At 55.7% G+C, this 16,159-nt stretch carries 12 protein-coding genes and 1 pseudogene; 6 read left to right on the forward strand and 7 right to left on the reverse strand.

Features of this window, described 5'->3' with window-relative positions:
* The first annotated feature begins 289 nt into the window (after nt 1-289).
* Nucleotides 290-1,708: an amino acid permease gene (locus AABM55_RS05700; protein ID WP_054595847.1), complete on the forward strand. Its 1,419-nt coding sequence runs from the start codon at nt 290-292 to the stop codon at nt 1,706-1,708.
* A gap of 222 nt (nt 1,709-1,930) precedes the next feature.
* Here AABM55_RS05700 and AABM55_RS05705 read toward each other — a convergent pair whose 3' ends face one another.
* On the reverse strand, nt 1,931-3,055 hold the full coding sequence (locus AABM55_RS05705) for an OpgC domain-containing protein (RefSeq protein WP_347929046.1): 1,125 nt from the start codon (nt 3,053-3,055) through the stop codon (nt 1,931-1,933).
* Between the two features lie 168 nt (nt 3,056-3,223).
* On the opposite strand from AABM55_RS05705, the gene AABM55_RS05710 reads away from it, so the two are divergent.
* The 5 genes from AABM55_RS05710 (at nt 3,224) to AABM55_RS05730 (ending at nt 9,559) form a co-directional block, all read left to right on the forward strand.
* The gene (locus AABM55_RS05710; RefSeq protein ID WP_347929047.1) at nt 3,224-3,730 is read left to right on the forward strand and encodes a GtrA family protein; all 507 of its coding nucleotides are present in this window, start codon (nt 3,224-3,226) and stop codon (nt 3,728-3,730) included.
* A complete protein-coding gene (locus AABM55_RS05715) occupies nt 3,727-4,665 on the forward strand; it encodes a glycosyltransferase family 2 protein (protein WP_054595849.1) in 939 nt (312 codons plus the stop codon). The genes AABM55_RS05710 and AABM55_RS05715 overlap by 4 nt, the downstream gene beginning before the upstream one ends.
* Entirely contained in the window at nt 4,662-6,167 is a 1,506-nt protein-coding gene (locus AABM55_RS05720) for a glucosyltransferase domain-containing protein (RefSeq protein WP_347929048.1), read from the forward strand. The genes AABM55_RS05715 and AABM55_RS05720 overlap by 4 nt, the downstream gene beginning before the upstream one ends.
* Nucleotides 6,161-7,684, forward strand: a complete 1,524-nt coding sequence (locus AABM55_RS05725) for a glycosyltransferase family 39 protein (protein WP_347929049.1) — start codon at nt 6,161-6,163, stop codon at nt 7,682-7,684. Before AABM55_RS05720 ends, AABM55_RS05725 begins: the two co-directional genes overlap by 7 nt.
* A 174-nt stretch (nt 7,685-7,858) precedes the next feature.
* Nucleotides 7,859-9,559, forward strand: coding sequence for a glycosyltransferase family 39 protein (locus AABM55_RS05730; protein WP_347929050.1), 1,701 nt, complete (start codon nt 7,859-7,861; stop codon nt 9,557-9,559).
* A gap of 36 nt (nt 9,560-9,595) precedes the next feature.
* Here the strand turns inward: AABM55_RS05730 and AABM55_RS05735 are convergent, their stop codons facing one another.
* The 6 genes and pseudogenes from AABM55_RS05735 to AABM55_RS05760 form a co-directional block, all read right to left on the reverse strand.
* Nucleotides 9,596-9,880, reverse strand: a complete 285-nt coding sequence (locus AABM55_RS05735) for a putative quinol monooxygenase (protein ID WP_347929051.1) — start codon at nt 9,878-9,880, stop codon at nt 9,596-9,598.
* Nucleotides 9,881-9,937: 57 nt separating this feature from the next.
* Nucleotides 9,938-11,554, reverse strand: coding sequence for an FMN-binding glutamate synthase family protein (locus tag AABM55_RS05740; protein ID WP_054595854.1), 1,617 nt, complete (start codon nt 11,552-11,554; stop codon nt 9,938-9,940).
* A gap of 201 nt (nt 11,555-11,755) precedes the next feature.
* A pseudogene (locus AABM55_RS05745) lies at nt 11,756-11,908 on the reverse strand (response regulator transcription factor); the annotation flags it as partial.
* A gap of 44 nt (nt 11,909-11,952) precedes the next feature.
* Nucleotides 11,953-13,359: an ATP-binding protein gene (locus tag AABM55_RS05750; protein WP_347929052.1), complete on the reverse strand. Its 1,407-nt coding sequence runs from the start codon at nt 13,357-13,359 to the stop codon at nt 11,953-11,955.
* Entirely contained in the window at nt 13,356-15,167 is a 1,812-nt protein-coding gene (locus tag AABM55_RS05755) for a DAHL domain-containing protein (protein ID WP_347929053.1), read from the reverse strand. Before AABM55_RS05755 ends, AABM55_RS05750 begins: the two co-directional genes overlap by 4 nt.
* On the reverse strand, nt 15,164-16,123 hold the full coding sequence (locus AABM55_RS05760) for a cytochrome c peroxidase (RefSeq protein WP_347929054.1): 960 nt from the start codon (nt 16,121-16,123) through the stop codon (nt 15,164-15,166). Before AABM55_RS05760 ends, AABM55_RS05755 begins: the two co-directional genes overlap by 4 nt.
* Nucleotides 16,124-16,159 lie beyond the last annotated feature (36 nt).

The raw sequence follows: 16,159 nt of genomic DNA on the forward strand, positions 1-16,159 counted from the left end.
GCTGTGCAATACTCGGTGCCGCTTCGCTGGCGAGTTCAAGGCTGAATCCCAGGTAATGCCCCTCCGCAAGGACCGCTTTTGCCGAGAGTTCTGGCTGAATCTTGTCGTTTATATAGTGAAAAGCCCTACGTTGAGCTTTTTATACTGCACGCCCCGCTGATCTTGCAGGTTTTGTCCTACAAGACGTATCTACCCATGAAGTGGATCCGGTTTCAGGAGGTTCAGGCTTATGGGTCTGTACCTCGACACTCGGTGGCTATATCCAATAACAAGATGAGGTTTGTACCCTATGACCGTTGGCAATCACCTGCCCCACGGCGAGACCGCTCAGGGCGGCCCGCTCAAACGCGAACTCGGCGAACGGCATATTCGCTTGATGGCGCTCGGCGCCTGTATCGGTGTCGGTCTGTTCCTCGGTTCAGCCAAGGCCATCGAAATGGCCGGCCCGGCAATCATGCTGTCTTACATCATCGGTGGTCTGGCGATCCTGGTGATCATGCGCGCCCTTGGCGAAATGGCGGTGCACAACCCGGTCGCCGGCTCGTTCAGTCGTTACGCACAAGATTATCTCGGCCCGTTGGCGGGTTTCCTCACGGGCTGGAACTACTGGTTCCTGTGGCTGGTGACCTGCGTCGCGGAAATTACCGCGGTGGCGGTGTACATGGGCATCTGGTTCCCCGAGGTGCCGCGCTGGATCTGGGCACTGGCGGCGTTGGTGAGCATGGGCTCGATCAACCTGATCGCGGTCAAGGCCTTCGGTGAGTTCGAGTTCTGGTTCGCCCTGATCAAGATCGTCACCATTATTGCAATGGTGGTCGGCGGTGTCGGTGTGATCGCCTTCGGTTTCGGCAACGATGGTGTTGCGCTGGGGATTTCCAACCTGTGGAGCCATGGCGGCTTCATGCCCAATGGCGTGCAGGGCGTATTGATGTCCCTGCAAATGGTGATGTTCGCCTACCTGGGTGTCGAGATGATCGGCCTCACGGCCGGTGAAGCGAAGAACCCGCAGAAGACTATTCCGAATGCCATCGGCTCGGTGTTCTGGCGCATCCTGCTGTTCTACGTCGGCGCGCTGTTCGTGATTCTGTCGATCTACCCGTGGAACGAAATCGGCACTCAGGGCAGTCCGTTTGTGATGACCTTCGAGCGCCTGGGCATCAAGACTGCTGCCGGCATCATCAACTTCGTGGTGATCACCGCCGCACTGTCGTCCTGCAACGGCGGTATCTTCAGCACCGGGCGCATGCTTTATAGCCTGGCGCAGAACGGCCAGGCTCCGGCCGGTTTCGCCAAAACCTCGAACGGTGTGCCGCGTCGCGCCTTGTTGCTGTCGATCGGCGCGCTGCTGCTGGGCGTGTTGCTCAACTACCTGGTGCCGGAAAAAGTCTTTGTCTGGGTCACCGCCATCGCGACCTTCGGTGCGATCTGGACCTGGGTGATGATCCTGCTGGCGCAGCTCAAGTTCCGCAAAGGTCTGAGCCCGGCTGAACGTGCCGCTCTCAAGTACCGCATGTGGCTGTACCCGGTGAGTTCCTACCTGGCGCTGGCGTTCCTGGTGATGGTGGTTGGTCTGATGGCCTACTTCCCGGACACCCGCGTCGCACTGTACGTGGGACCTGCATTCCTGGTGCTGCTGACGGTGCTGTTTTATGTGTTCAAGCTACAACCGACCGGTGTCCCGCAAGCTGCGGTGCGCACGGCGTCGTAAGCGGCTAGCGCAGTAAAGAAAAAGCCCTGGTCGCAAGATCAGGGCTTTCTCGTTTTGGTTGGGACAACGCGATTTACCTGTGGCGAGCGAGCTTGCTCGCGCTGGGGTGCGTAGCACTCCCAAACCTGCGGTCTGTCAGGTAGATCGTGTTTATCTGTTCTGCGGCGGCTTCGCCCCCGAGCAGGAGCAAGCTCCCTCGCCACAGATGTGCGCTTTGATCATCTAAACCGCGGCCACTTGCGCCGGCCGGTTCAGCCGTTTGTTCCAGTCCAGCCACGCCGCCAGTACCGCCATCAATCCCGCCCCCAACAGGGCGCTGAAAATCTGCATGACCAACGCATCCCCGGCCAGCGAGTTGAGCATGTCCGCCAGCGGTGCCAGCAGCACACCCAGGCAAAACACTTCCAGCGAGTAACGGCCCATGCGGCAGCTTTGCCGCGCCAGCCAGTTTTGCGTCCAGCCGCTGTTGGGCAAGAGCTTGGCGATGACGTATGCCAGCGCCAAAAAGTGCAGCAGCCGCGCCGGTGACAAGTTGGTCTTGCTGATCGGGTACAGCCATTCGCCCAGCATCCGGGGCATGAACGCGTCATGCACCGTTGGCCAATTCCACGACACTGCGATCAGCCCGGTGATCAGCAGATAGGTCGCTGCCGCAACAAACAGTGGCTGCCGGGGCAAGGAGCGGGTGTCCGGTACCGCGGGGCGCTGACCGTGAATCGCCGCTGCGCCACCGAGGATAAACAACAACTGCCAGGCCATCGGATTGAAGAACCACACGCCACCGTCGGTGGCCGCCAGGTTCCATTGAAACCACGGCGCCAGCATGTACAGCACCACCGACAACCCGACCACGTACTCGGCCTTGCGCAGCAACATCGGTAACACCAGCGGCAGCCCGAGCAACAGCAGAATGTACAACGGCAACGGGTCCATCAGGTTGGGCTTGAAGCGCAGCAGCAACTCATCGACCAAGGCCTGTTGCGGGTTACTGAGGAAGTATTGCAGGCCCATTTCCTGCACCAGGTCACGGGTTTCCACGTGGCTGTTGGCGAAGAACACGATACCCATCAGCACCGCCAACAGAAAGATATGCACCACGTACAGCAACCAGGCGCGGCGGAGGATTTTTACCGTGGCCAACAGCAACCCATCGCGTCGGGCAATCTTGCCGTAGGCCAGCACCGCCGCGTAGCCCGCCAGAAACACGAAGATTTCCGCCGCATCGCTGAAACCGAAATTGCGCACCGTGAAATGGGCAAGGGGGTTGTGTGGCACGTGATCCCAGAAAATGAAGATCAGTGCCAGTCCGCGAAAGAAATCGATACGAAGGTCGCGTCCTTGGGTCATGACAACGGGCTCTTGAACAGATGTGAATAAAGGGTGGTCAGCGGGGCAAAAGACTGTGCGCCGCACATCGGCGGCGCGCAGGGTGGCGCGATTTGGCGGCAATTGCAAAGGCCGGATATTACCGGATGTCTCAGCGGCGAACGGTGCGGGTTGGGGGCGTATCTCTGAATGTTGAAGCGCGTCTCTAAAACAGCATTTTTAGCCACTGGTCTATTTGTTGACTGGAAAATAGACAAGCGGACCAAGGGTGCCAAGCTTTCAACTGGGCAGGTGTTCAGACTGGAAACAAACGCAATGGACATGAGAGCCGCATTTCACGGTTTCCCCAGATTCGTGTCGGTTGGCCTGCTTAATACGTTGATTCACTGGTCGACGTTTTTTGTTCTGCACACCGTCATGGGATTTCGTCAGGCACCCAGTAACTTCGTGAGCTTTTGCCTGGCCGTTTCTTTTTCCTTTTATGCCAATGCGCGATACACCTTCAAACAAAGAACCAGTGTTCTACGGTATGTGCTGTTTGTCGGGTTCATGGGCGTATTAAGTTATGGCGTGGGGTATGGGGCGGATCAGTTACTGCTGCCAGGGTTGGTGACGTTGGTGGTTTTCTCGGGTATCAGTCTGGTCTGCGGTTTCTTCTACTCGAAATATTTCATCTTTCGGGGGCGTGAGCAGTGAAGATCTCGCTGATTGTTCCCGTGTTCAATGAAGAGCAGGCGATTAACCTGTTTTATCAGGCGGTTCGTCAGGAACTGTCGATCGCTGATTGTGACGTCGAGATCGTGTTCATCAATGACGGCAGTTCCGACCAGACGGCAGCGCAGGCCAAAGCCATCGCATTGGCTGACGAGCATGTGCTGGTGATCAATTTTTCGCGCAATTTCGGCAAGGAGCCCGCGTTATTTGCCGGGTTGGAGTACGCCACCGGCGATGCGGTGATACCGATGGATGTCGATTTGCAGGACCCGATCAATGTGATCCCCTTGTTGGTCCGGGAGTGGCAGAACGGGGCGGATGTGGTACTTGCCAAGCGCCATGATCGCACCGCCGACAGTTATATGAAGCGGCACAGCGCGGCACTGTTCTATCACCTGTTGAACCGGATCGCTTATACCCGGATAGAAGAGAACGTCGGTGATTTTCGGTTGATGGACCGCAAGGTCGTGAACGTGATTCGCACGCTCCCGGAACACCGGTTATTCATGAAGGGCATTCTCTCGTGGGCGGGGTTCAATACCGCCGTCGTCGAATACGAACGGGCCGAGCGTGTGGCGGGTACCACCAAGTTCAATCTCTGGAAACTCTGGAATCTGGCGCTGGAAGGGATTACGTCTTTTAGTACAGTGCCCTTGCAGTTGTGGACGTATGTCGGTAGCGCGATTTCCCTGTTTGCAATTCTCTACGCCATTTACATGGTGCTGGACAAGATTTTCTTCGGCAATAACGTGCCAGGTTACCCCTCGTTGATGACCGCGATTTTATTCCTGGGGGGTGTGCAACTGATCGGTATTGGCATATTGGGTGAGTATGTGGGTCGGATCTATATTGAATCGAAACACCGACCGAGGTACGTAGTGAAAGATATTGTGGGTGGCAAAGGAGTGCCGAAATGAAGGTGGCGAGTGTATTGAGCAGGGCGTTGCCCGGTCGTGAAGTGTTTGTGTTTTTTTTACTTGCCACTCTTGTTTATGTACTCCCTCTGATACTGGTCGATTATTACTATATAGATGATAACTGGCGGTCCTTGGCGGCCGGTACTGGCTGGGCGGGACAGGGACGGTTACTGGTCGAACTGTTTTACAACACCTTGAGCTTCACCTCGGGCGCGCCCGATCTGTTCCCCTTACCCTTGCTGATCGCCACGCTTGCCATGGTGTTTGCCTTGACGAAACTGACGATGCATTACTACAAAACACCGACTGTTTCATGCTGTCTGGTGTTCCTGCCACTGTGGTACAACCCGTTTTTTCTACAGAATTTATCGTATCAATATGACGGGCCGGCAACGGCGTTGAGCCTGGTGGCGGTGATCTATGCGGTGGCATTTCAACATAAAGCTGGCGTCGTTCAGGTACTGGTGCCTGGCGCATTGATTGCGGTGGGGCTCAGCTTGTATCAACTGAGTATCAATGTGTTTTTGGGGCTGTGCTGCATCGAGTTCGTGAGAGCTCTTGATAATAAGGAGTCCCTTGCCTGTTTATTATCAATCGCAGGAGTGAAAGCGGTGCAGTTGGTTGCAGGCTTGATCATTTATTTTTTGTTGGCCTATCCACTCATGAGCCATGAGCGCCTGGAAATGATTCCGTTCAATACGAGCGGGCTGTTGCTGATCCTGAATAATGTCGGCGTATTAGTTGGAAAAATCGGATTGCTGTTTCAGGGAGGGAATCGTTGGCTGGCGTGGATGGTGGTGGTGTTTGCGGTTGTTGGAGGAGGGCGGGTTGGGCGAAATATTATCCAGGGGAAAGAAACGTCGTTAAATAAGATGCTTTTGTTTTTTTTGTATGTGCTTATGGTTTTATTCCTGGTTTTTCTGGTGTCAGGTTCGGCCCTGTTGTTCCGGTTTTTCAATGAGGGCGCCAGAACACTATTGGGCTTTGGCGTGTTGCTGGTGTTTTTGTTTTACCTGGCTCATCTGTGGTTGGTGACGGTGGATGCCAGGCTCGGTGTTGTATTGATTGTGCCGTTGCTGAGTATGCTGTCGATGTCATATGCGTATGGGCGGGTACTGAATCTGCAGAAGGAGTTTGGGCTGAATGCTGAATTCAATATGGCCTATGATATTGCCTCTCATCCTGGCTTGCGCGAAGCGAAGCGGATATACATGGCAATCAGCTATTCAAACAGTTGGTTGCTAAGCGCCAAGGGAAGTTTTGAGCGCATCCCGGTGCTGAAATACATACTCAATATTGATTTTTACATGCTGTCTGAAAATCTGCTCAGAGAGGGAATTACCAATGTCGTTATCGAAAATGAACGGAAAAATGCGACGCTGGTAGGGTATCAACGGTACACGCCCGTGGTGGACAGCAAATTTTATTCTATGTACGTGATTGGCGATTATGGCTTTATCGTTATGAAGGAAGTGCCCTCTTCTGGAGAGGATAAGTGGTAAGCCAGGTTAACCGTTCGAGTGCCAGCACTCTCCAGAGCACGTGCTGGATACTGCTGATTATTCTCGTGGCGGCAGGGGTGCGTTTTTACGCCTTGAGCAAACCCGCTGTCTGGGCCGATGAAGGGTTTACCTTGCTGTTGAGTTCATATTCACCCTCTCAAATCCTGTTCCATACAGCTCGGGATGTGCACCCGCCGCTGTATTATCTGCTGTTGCATGAATGGATGAATCTGTTCGGACAGGGTGTTTTTGCTGCTCGAAGCCTGAGCGCACTGGCGGACGTCGTCACCGTCGGGCTGGGCATCTGGCTGGTTCGTCTGGTCAGTACGCGACGGGCGGCGATGCTGGCCGGAACCATGTTGGCGTTACTGCCCATAGCGGTACGCTACAGTCAGGAAATTCGCATGTATGCGTTGCTTGCGCTGTTAATGGTTAGCGCAACGATTGCTTTCGTCTACTGGGTAAAAGGCTCAGGCCGTCATTGGCCGCTTGCCATCTATACGTTACTGATGGTTGCAGGACTTTATACTCACTATTTTGCTGCTGTGTGTATGGCGGCACACTGGGCCTGGCTTTTGGTATTGAGGTTTCAACGCGTAGCACAACAAAGACAGTTGCTAGCGCCTGCATGGTGGATGGCCAATGGAACGGTCGTTTTACTGTTCATGCCCTGGGTGCCGAGCCTGATGAACCAGTTAAGGTTTTCCGGCTTTAACTGGATAGCGCCGCTGGATGTTCCTACGGTGGTTTCAGCGTTCTGGCAGTTTGTGAGTTATAGCGATGGGCCAAAAGAATCAATCTGGCTGTTCTACAGTGTGCCGTTATTGATGCTGCTGGTGTCGGCGGTCATTGTCATGCGGGACACGAGTGAGAAAAGATTCAGCACGCTGCTCGTTATCTATACCTGGTTCCCGTTGGTATTGATTGCAGGGGTCTCACTGGTTCGGCCACTGTTTATATATCGTTATTTTGTGTTTGCTGCGCTGGGCTTTCCGATGATCCTGGCGATGGCACTGGATGCACTGTGGGAGCGCGCAAAAACGTTGTTTTTTGTCCTGTTGCTATTGATAGTGTCGATGGAGAGTGTCGGGTTATATAACGTTCATCAACGGGGTCATATTGTGTATGCCGAAGTCAACAAGGTCGATGCGTTGGCAGACTACATTAATGCCTTTGCGCGTCCCGATGACGGTGTCGTTGTAGTCAACAGGTTTCTTTACTATCCCTTTGCGTACTACAACAAGACTGGCGTGACACCGATGCTGTATACGCCCCTTCAACAGGACGGTACTTCCGGACGTCCCGATGGCTATCAAACCTCGACACTGACTCAACAAAACGCAGATAAGGTCTATCTCGATAACCTTGAAACCCTGACACCGGGCTCAGGTCGGGTGTGGGTGCTGGACGGCCGTGGTGACGGGGCGCAGCAGGTCGTCATCCCTGAAAACTGGCGACTGCTCGATACCTTTATCCAAGGGGATGGGGACGTCCGATTATTTTCAGTAAGTCTCTGAATTCCGTGAGGAATCAAAAAAAACCAATCCGGGGCAGCTCCTTTGGCTAGCCTTTACCGATGACTGCAGGCCGTTTTATCGAGAGTGTTTAGCGTAAACACGGATTCACGATGAGGGTAGTCGTCCGTGGACAGGCACCTGTTTCTATCAGGTTTACGTTGTCGGGGAGAAAATATGCGCTTTAAGCGTCGTGACGATACGGGGTTTCTATCCCTGCACTCATCGGTAGAAAACGCTGGGTGGGTGCTGGTCATGATGCTCGCGATCATTGTTCGGTTTTACTGTATCAACCTTCCTTATTTCTGGACCGATGAAGCGTTCTCGGCATTGGTGGGGGTTCAGTCGCCGGGGCGTATCTGGTTTCACCTGGGGCATGACGTTCATCCGCCGCTGTATTTTTTAGTGCTGCATGCCTGGATGGCGATTTTTGGTGAAGGGGTGTTTGCGATTCGGGCCCTGAGTGCGCTGGCGGGGGTTGCGACAGTCGCGTTGGGCATGTGGCTGATGCGATTGATCAGCACGCCGAGGGTGGCCTTGTTGGCCGGGTTGTTTCTGGCCTTGTTACCGATATCCGTTCGCTATAGCCAGGAAGCCCGGATGTATACGCTGGAGGGGGTATGGCTGCTGGGCGCAACCATCGCCTTGGTCTATTGGCTTAAAAGCGCTCGCAACCGATACCTGATGAGCTATCTCGTGCTCATGACGGCCGCGTTATACACCCATTACCTGGCTGTTTTATGTTTGCTGTCTCACTGGCTATACCTCGTTGTCTTGCGTCTTCAGCGAGATAAAACGCTTCATTACCTTTCGCGGCCAACGTGGTGGGGCACGAATGTGGCCATTGTTGTTCTTTATATTCCCTGGTTGATCAGCCTGGGCAATGAGCTGTTTTTAAATACGGAGAAGCTGGAGACCGGAGGGGATATTTTCTGGATTCCTGAATTGACGATCTATACGTTGCCTTCAGCGGTCTGGAAGTTTTTGACGGTGAAGAGTGGACTGGAGTTTGCCAGCCCGATTTATGTACTGCTTCCGGCGCTGGTAATGGCATCGGTGGTATGGGTCGGGTTCAAGGAAAGAAGCCGGTTGAAACTTGAGTTGTTACTGGTTATCTACGTGCTGTTGCCGGTGTTGATTGTTTTTCTGGTGTCATTCGGTTTTCCCATTTTTGTTGAACGGTACATGGCCTTTGCGGCGCTGGGCTTGCCGATGATTGTGGCGTTGGCAATCAGCCGGATAGCACATCGCACGCGTGCCCTGGCGTGGGTGTCGACCTTGTTGATGATCGGCGTTCAACTCATGGGGTTGAATACAATCTATCAACAACAAGATGATCTGGATGATCCACGCAATGCGTCCCAGTATCCGCTTGACGATATTGTGTCGCGTATCAATGAAAACGCGATTGCAGGCGATAACATCATTGTGGATGGCGCGTACTGGTATTACAGCGTTGCTTACTACAATCGCTCCGACATTCAACCAAGGCTGTATCAGGCGCCCTGGGATAGCAGCACGGCTCACCGACCCAACGGTTATGGCGCGTCCACGTTGATTTATCAGGATCGGGATAAGGTCTTTCTCGACAACCTTGTCAGCGTATCGCCCGACATCAAGCGAGTGTGGTGGGTGACATCGACTCGCCTGGCGGATGAAGAAAACCACTTTCCAGGCAATTGGCAGTGTGTGTTCGCGCAAAGCTTGGGAGACATGGAGCTTCGACTCTATGTGACCCGCGCCTGGGCAGAGCAAATCACCACCGCCACCACCACCGGCGGTGGCTGTGCTACCCAGCCACCTGATAATCGCGAGTACGCCTTACACGACATTGGCCTCAAAGCTGTCAGCCCGAGCCATCTGCCACATCCCGAATAGAACACTCGTTCACTTCTTTTGTATCTTGCATGAAGGTCAGAATTCATCCATCAGCACAACAATGCAATCTTTGGCCTGATAGTGGTTGATTTGCGGCACCAGCCGTCTGAAGTGTTCTGACTGGCAATGAGCGTCCAGCGCGGCCTGATTCGGCCATTGCTCAACGAAGATGAAATGCCCCGGGTCTTTCTGATCGACGAACAGGTCGTAGGCAATGCAATCCGGCTCCTGTCGGGTTTTCTCCACCAATTCGGTGTACCACGGGCGGACGGTTTCGATATGTTCGGGTTTGATGAAATCCCGGGCAATTACTTTCAGCACTGTTTCTTCCTTGGAAAGAGCGCCAATCTCGCAACGAGATTGGCGTAAAAACTATCTTCAAGCGGCCACTTCATTCGCCTCAAAACTATCCGCCCGCGCCATCTGCCACATCCGTGAATAGAACTCGCCATTCACTTCCCCGGTCAGCAACTCGCCGGGTTTGAGGAACACGTGCAATTGGGAGAACAGTTTGATCTCGGTCGCTGACATGCGCCGTACCAGGTGTTTGGCCGACAGCTGCGACGGGTGTTCGAGGCCTGCCGCGGCGAGCATTTCGGCCAAGGCCTTGAGGGTGCTGCGATGGAAGTTGAACACGCGCTGGGCCTTGTCCGGTACCACCAATGCGCGTTGGCGCAGGGTGTCCTGAGTGGCGACGCCGGTCGGGCACTTGTTGGTGTGGCAGCTTTGCGACTGGATGCAGCCGATGGCGAACATGAAACCACGGGCCGAGTTGGCCCAGTCGGCGCCAATTGCCAGGACGCTGGCGATGTCGAAGGCGCTGACGATTTTGCCGCTGGCACCGAGTTTGATCTTGTCCCGCAGGTTCAGGCCCACCAGGGTGTTATGTACGAACAGCAGGCCTTCACGCATCGGCACGCCGATGTGGTCGGTGAACTCCACTGGCGCAGCGCCAGTGCCGCCTTCCTTGCCGTCGACCACAATGAAGTCCGGCAGGATGCCGGTTTCCAGCATGGCCTTGGCAATGCCCATGAATTCCCATGGGTGGCCGAGGCAGAACTTGAAGCCCACCGGTTTGCCGCCCGACAGCTCACGCAGTTGCTTGATGAAGTGCATCATTTCGATTGGCGTGGAGAACGCGCTGTGGCGCGATGGCGACACACAGTCCTGGCCCATTGGAACGCCACGCGTGTCGGCAATTTCCTGGGTCACTTTATGCTTGGGCAGAATGCCGCCGTGGCCGGGTTTGGCGCCCTGGCTCATTTTGATTTCGATCATCCGTACCTGCGGGTCCTGAGCCTGGGCGGCAAAGCGTTCCGGGTCGAAGTGTCCGTCGGCGGTGCGGCAGCCAAAGTAGCCGCTGCCCAGTTCCCAGGTCAGGTCGCCACCGTGTTCGCGGTGGTAGGGGCTGATGCTGCCTTCGCCGGTGTCATGCGCGAAGTTGCCGAGTTTGGCGCCCTGGTTGAGGGCGCGGATCGCGTTGGCGCTCAGCGAGCCGAAGCTCATGGCCGAGATGTTGAAGACTGAGGCCGAGTACGGTTTTGTACATTGCGGGCCACCAACGGCCACCCGGAAACTGCTCGGGTCACTCACGGGGGCCGGGCGCATCGAATGGCCGATGAACTCGAAACCCGACTGGTACACGTCGATCAGCGTGCCAAAGGGTTTGTCGGCACTTTCGTTCTTGGCCCGCGAATAGACCAACGAACGCTGGGCCCGGGAGAAGGGCAGGGCGTCGCTGTCGGATTCGAGCAGGTATTGGCGGATTTCCGGGCGAATGCCTTCGACCAGATAACGGATATTGCCCAGGATCGGGTAGTTGCGGCGTACCGCGTGAGGGCTTTGCAGCAGATCGAAAATACCCAGCAGGCTCAGCAGGCCAGTGACGATGGAGATTGGCCAGAGCCAGTCGTATTCAAGAAACGGCAGACTGGCGAGGGTGAAGATCACACAGACGGCAAAGAAGGCGTAGCGGCTCAGGAGTGACAGGCTCATACGGTTTCCTTGGGTTCGGACTTATTGGTTATTCACTGCGTACTTCTGTGTGGCGAGGGAGCTTGCTCCCGCTGGACCGCGAAGCGGTCCCAAAAAAGTGGCACCGCGTTCAGTCAGATAAAACCCGTTAACCGGTTTTGCGACTGCTTCGCCCGAGCGCGGACCGGCCGGCGGGAGCAAGCTCCCTCGCCACAAGGTGGTTCATTCAACGCAGCAGGTTTTACAGGCGTTTTGTGCCCGGAGAAATATCGAAAACAGCTCGGACCGGGATTTGATCCCCAGCTGGCTGTAAATATGTTTCTTATGGACTTTCACGGTTTCGGCAGAGATTCCCAGCTTACGGGCGATTTCCTTGCAGTGCCACCCGGGTGCCGAAGGCTGCGATCTTTTCTGCGGATTCAGGCTGTGGTTTTTGATTGTCGGATCGGTAGCTCGATCCTAAAGGTGCTGCCTACCCCGACTTCGCTGCGCACAGTAATGTCGCCACGATGCTTTTTCACAATGCCATAGGACAATGACAGGCCTAATCCGGTCCCCTGGCCCACCGGTTTGGTGGTGAAGAAGGGATCAAAGATTTTCTGCAGGCATTCGGGCGCGATGCCTGAGCCGGTGTCCGCCACTTCGATCCAGACTTTTTCCCCGGCAACTCCATTACTCAGGGTAATGGTCCCGCGTTCGGGGCCCATGGCCTGGGCGGCGTTGACGATCAGGTTCATGATCACCTGATTGATCTGCGAGGGCAGGCACTCGATCTCGGGAAGCGTCTGGTAGTGCTTGATCACGTCGGCCTTGTACTTGAGTTCGTTGGCGACAATGTTCAGCGTCGAATCAATACCCGTTTGCAGATTGACCGACTGCCACTCCTGGCTGGCGTCTACGCGTGAGAAATCCTTCAGGTCCCTGACGATTTGCCCGACCCGGTTGATGCCGTCCTTGGACTCCTTGATCAGCAGCGGAATATCTTCACGCAGGAAGTCCAGTTCCACGTCTTTACGCAACGTTTGGAGCCGTTCGAGAAGCTCAATGGAGCCAATGGCTTCTTCGGCCCCCTGATAGGCGTCGAGCATGCTCTGCAACTGCTTGAAGTAACCGTCCAGGGCGCCGAGGTTGGAAGAAATAAAACCGATGGGGTTGTTGATTTCATGGGCCACACCCGCCGCCAGTTGCCCCAGGGACGCGAGTTTTTCCGACTGTATCAACTGGCTTTCGAGCTGCTTGCGCTCGTCGATCTCCTGTTGCAGTTCGACGCTCGCTTGCTGGAACTGCCGGGTCCGTCGTTCTACCAGGTGCCCCAACTGATCCAGTTGCACGCTGGCGCGCTCGGTCATGTCCCATTTGCTGGTCAAGGTATTGGCCATTTGCTGGACTTCGATGTTGTCGAAGGGTTTTTTCAGGATCAGCAGCCGGTCGTGGGCCTGCAAGCGATTGAGCAGGTCATCCCAGGAGTAGTCGGAATACGCCGTACAGACCACCACCTGCAAACGCGGATCGGCTTGCCATAAATGCTCGATGGTTTCGGCGCCGTCCCAGCCCTGGGGCATGCGCATGTCGACGAACGCCAGTGCATAGGGGCGATTGTCGTGTTGGGCCTGGACCAGTTTGCTCAAGCCTTCCTGGCCAGCGTAGGCCGAATCCAGTTCGAAGCGGGTGCTCGCCGCTTTGATTTGCGTGCCGAACAGCGCCGACTCCATCTCGTCCAGTTCGCCGTGTTGTGGTAGCTCAGGTGTCAGGATCTTGCGAAAGTCGTCATGGATTGACGGTGTATCGTCGATCAGCAGGATGCGTCGATTCGATGACTGCTTCATGTTTCACCTTCGGCGATTTTCAAGGGGATTTTCAAGGTGAACAGCGCACCTTTTCCCGGACCGTCGCTGTGGGCTGTCAGGTGGCCATTCATCTCGATGGCGGCGAGGGCGCAACTGTGCAGGCCAAAACCGTGACCTTCCTTGCGCGTGGTGAAGCCGTGGGCAAAGATCCGGGTCATGTTTTCGGCCGAGATGCCTTCGCCTTCGTCCTTGACGCTGACCTGCAGCGTGGCGTCGTCGACCACCTTGACCCCCAGGGTCATTTCCCGGGGGCGGTCGCTGAGGTCCGACATGGCGTATTTGGCGTTGCTGATCAGGTTGATCAGAATCAGCAACATCCGGTGTTTATCGCCCATGACCTTGGGCACTTCGGCGTAGTCCTTGACCACGGTGACGTGGTGGCGGGTCAGGGCACCCGAGTTCATGCGCAGGGCATCTTCGAGCAGTTCGCTGACTTGCAGCGGCTCCATCAGGCTGTTGGCCCCGGCGTAGGACTGCTGGGTGGCAACGATGTCCTTGATGTGGTCAACGCTTTTGCTCAATTGCGCCAGTTCGTCGCTAATGCCTTGCTGCTCAAGGGCAATGGCGTCCACCAGTTGATTCAGGTAGCCGGGCAGCAATTTGCCTTTTTCGTCTTCGGTGATGAAGTGCCCGAGATCACCCTGGTGTTCGTTGATCAGCTGCATCGCCTTGCCCAGCCCCAGCGCCTTGCTGGTGCGCAGTTTGCGGGTGACCAGGTCGGCAGAGATATTCACGCTGTTGAGCACATTGCCGACGTTGTGCAGCACGTTGGTGGCGATCTCGGCCATCCCGGCCTGGCGTGCGGTGTCCAGCAGTTCGCTTTGGGTGTCCTTGAGTTCGCGGGTGCGTTCTTCGACTCGCTGTTCCAGGCTTTCATTGGCTGCTTGCAGGTCCTTGTTGACGCGGTTGATTTCCGCAAAGCTGCGCAGCAGACCATTGGCCAGAAACAGTAGCAACAGCACCAGCAGCGCCGAAAAAACCGCCATGTAGAAGTGGTAGCGTTGATCGACTGCATCGACCAGTTGTTGATCGTTGTCCAGCAGGCTGGTGATGTTGTCCAGGCGCTCGGACACGGGGACTGCCTCGATCCGTTCCAGCAGGCTATTGACCAGGGGTTGTTCACGCAGGATCAGCGCGATGTGGTTGCTGAGAATCTCCACCGGTGTGTGGAACTCGGCAGGCAGGCGGTCTTTGTTCACCGCCAGTTTATTCAGGCCGAGCAGGATGTCGGCGGCTTTGTCGTCGGACGTGACCTGGGCGAACTCCAGGCCGCTGAGTAGCAGGTCGTAGGTGTCGGTGGCGGTGTTCTGCATTTGCAGTTTGTTGTCGTCCTCAAGGCGTGCGAACTGGTTCTGAATGTCGTCTTCGGCGGCGGGCAGGAACGCCAGTGAATTGCGCAGCACCGCATTGTGTGACTTGAACTGTTCGACCAGCCGGGTCTTTTCCTTGATCGCGTTCAGGTAAGCGTCATGGCTGGTTTGCCACTGTGTCGAGTCGTTGCGACCGTGTCTGGACTCTATCGAGTCGAACCGTTCCCACAGACGGCTCATTTCGCTCAGCGGCGAAACCAGTGGATCGTAGTTGTGGATGAGGGCGATCCGGGCCTTGAGGATCTCGGTTTCCCATTGCGCGTCCAGTTGTTTTATCTGACGGATCAGATCCCGCGATTCGGTATAGGTCGAGGTTTGATCCGAACTGGACTTCAGATACAGGAACAGCAGGATCGAGGCCAGCAAGACGGTCATGCCGGTAAGCAACAGCAAACTGAGTCGACGGGACACTTTCATAATGGTTTGCCTCCCCACTCGCCGGTCAGGGTTCTGAGGAATTTGATGATCAGGGCCTTGTCCTCATCCGAGGGAACGCGTCCCAACTGGAACTTGAACATCACATCAACGGCTTCTTCGAGGGTTTTTGCCGCGCCGTCATGAAAGTACGGCGCATTCACTGCGACGTTGCGCAGGCTGGGGACCTTGAACACGTTGCGGTCTTCTTCATCCTTGGTCACCAGATAACGCCCAAGGTCCGATTCGGTCGGGTTACCCCGTGCCTGGAAGTAGTCGCCCATGACCCCGAGCTTCTGGTACATGTTGCCGCCGATGTTTACCCCTTGGTGGCAGGCAATGCACCCGTAGTCCTTGAAGCGTTGGTAACCGTACTTTTCATCGAGGCTGAGAATGTCGGTGTTGCCCTTCAGGTACTGGTCGAAACGCGAATTGGTGCTGAGTAATGTGCGCTCGTAGGTGGCCAGGGCGTTTTGCACATTGGCGGCCGTGACCCCATCGGGATAAGCGTTACCGAACGCCGAGTGGTAGGCCGGGTCAGTGGATAGCGTTTGCACCACATGTTCCCAGTTGTTGCCCATTTCAGTGGGGCTTTGCACCACTGCGTGAGCCTGCTCTTCCAGGGTCGCGGCGCGACCGTTCCAGAACTGCCTGAAGTTCAGGCTGGCATTCAGCACGCTGGGGGTGTTGACGACCAGCGGCTTGCCGTCGAAACCGATGGAAAATTGCTTGTTATCGGCACCGCCCTTTTCCAGGTGATGGCAGCTGGCACAGGACAGGCTGTTGTTGACCGACAAGCGCGTTTCGTTGAACAGCTGACGACCCAGCTCGACACGCTGAGGGTCTTGCACAGGCACCGGTGGCAGCGGTTTGAGGGGTTCGTCCAAAGGCTCGGCACTCGCCGTCAGGCAGAGTCCGAGCATCAACGTGGTGAGCAGCGTGAATCCATAGGGCGACATCTGATGATTCCTTTGCCGGGTGCCTGCCTGTCGGGG

Source organism: Pseudomonas helvetica (assembly GCF_039908645.1).
GTDB lineage: Bacteria > Pseudomonadota > Gammaproteobacteria > Pseudomonadales > Pseudomonadaceae > Aquipseudomonas > Aquipseudomonas helvetica.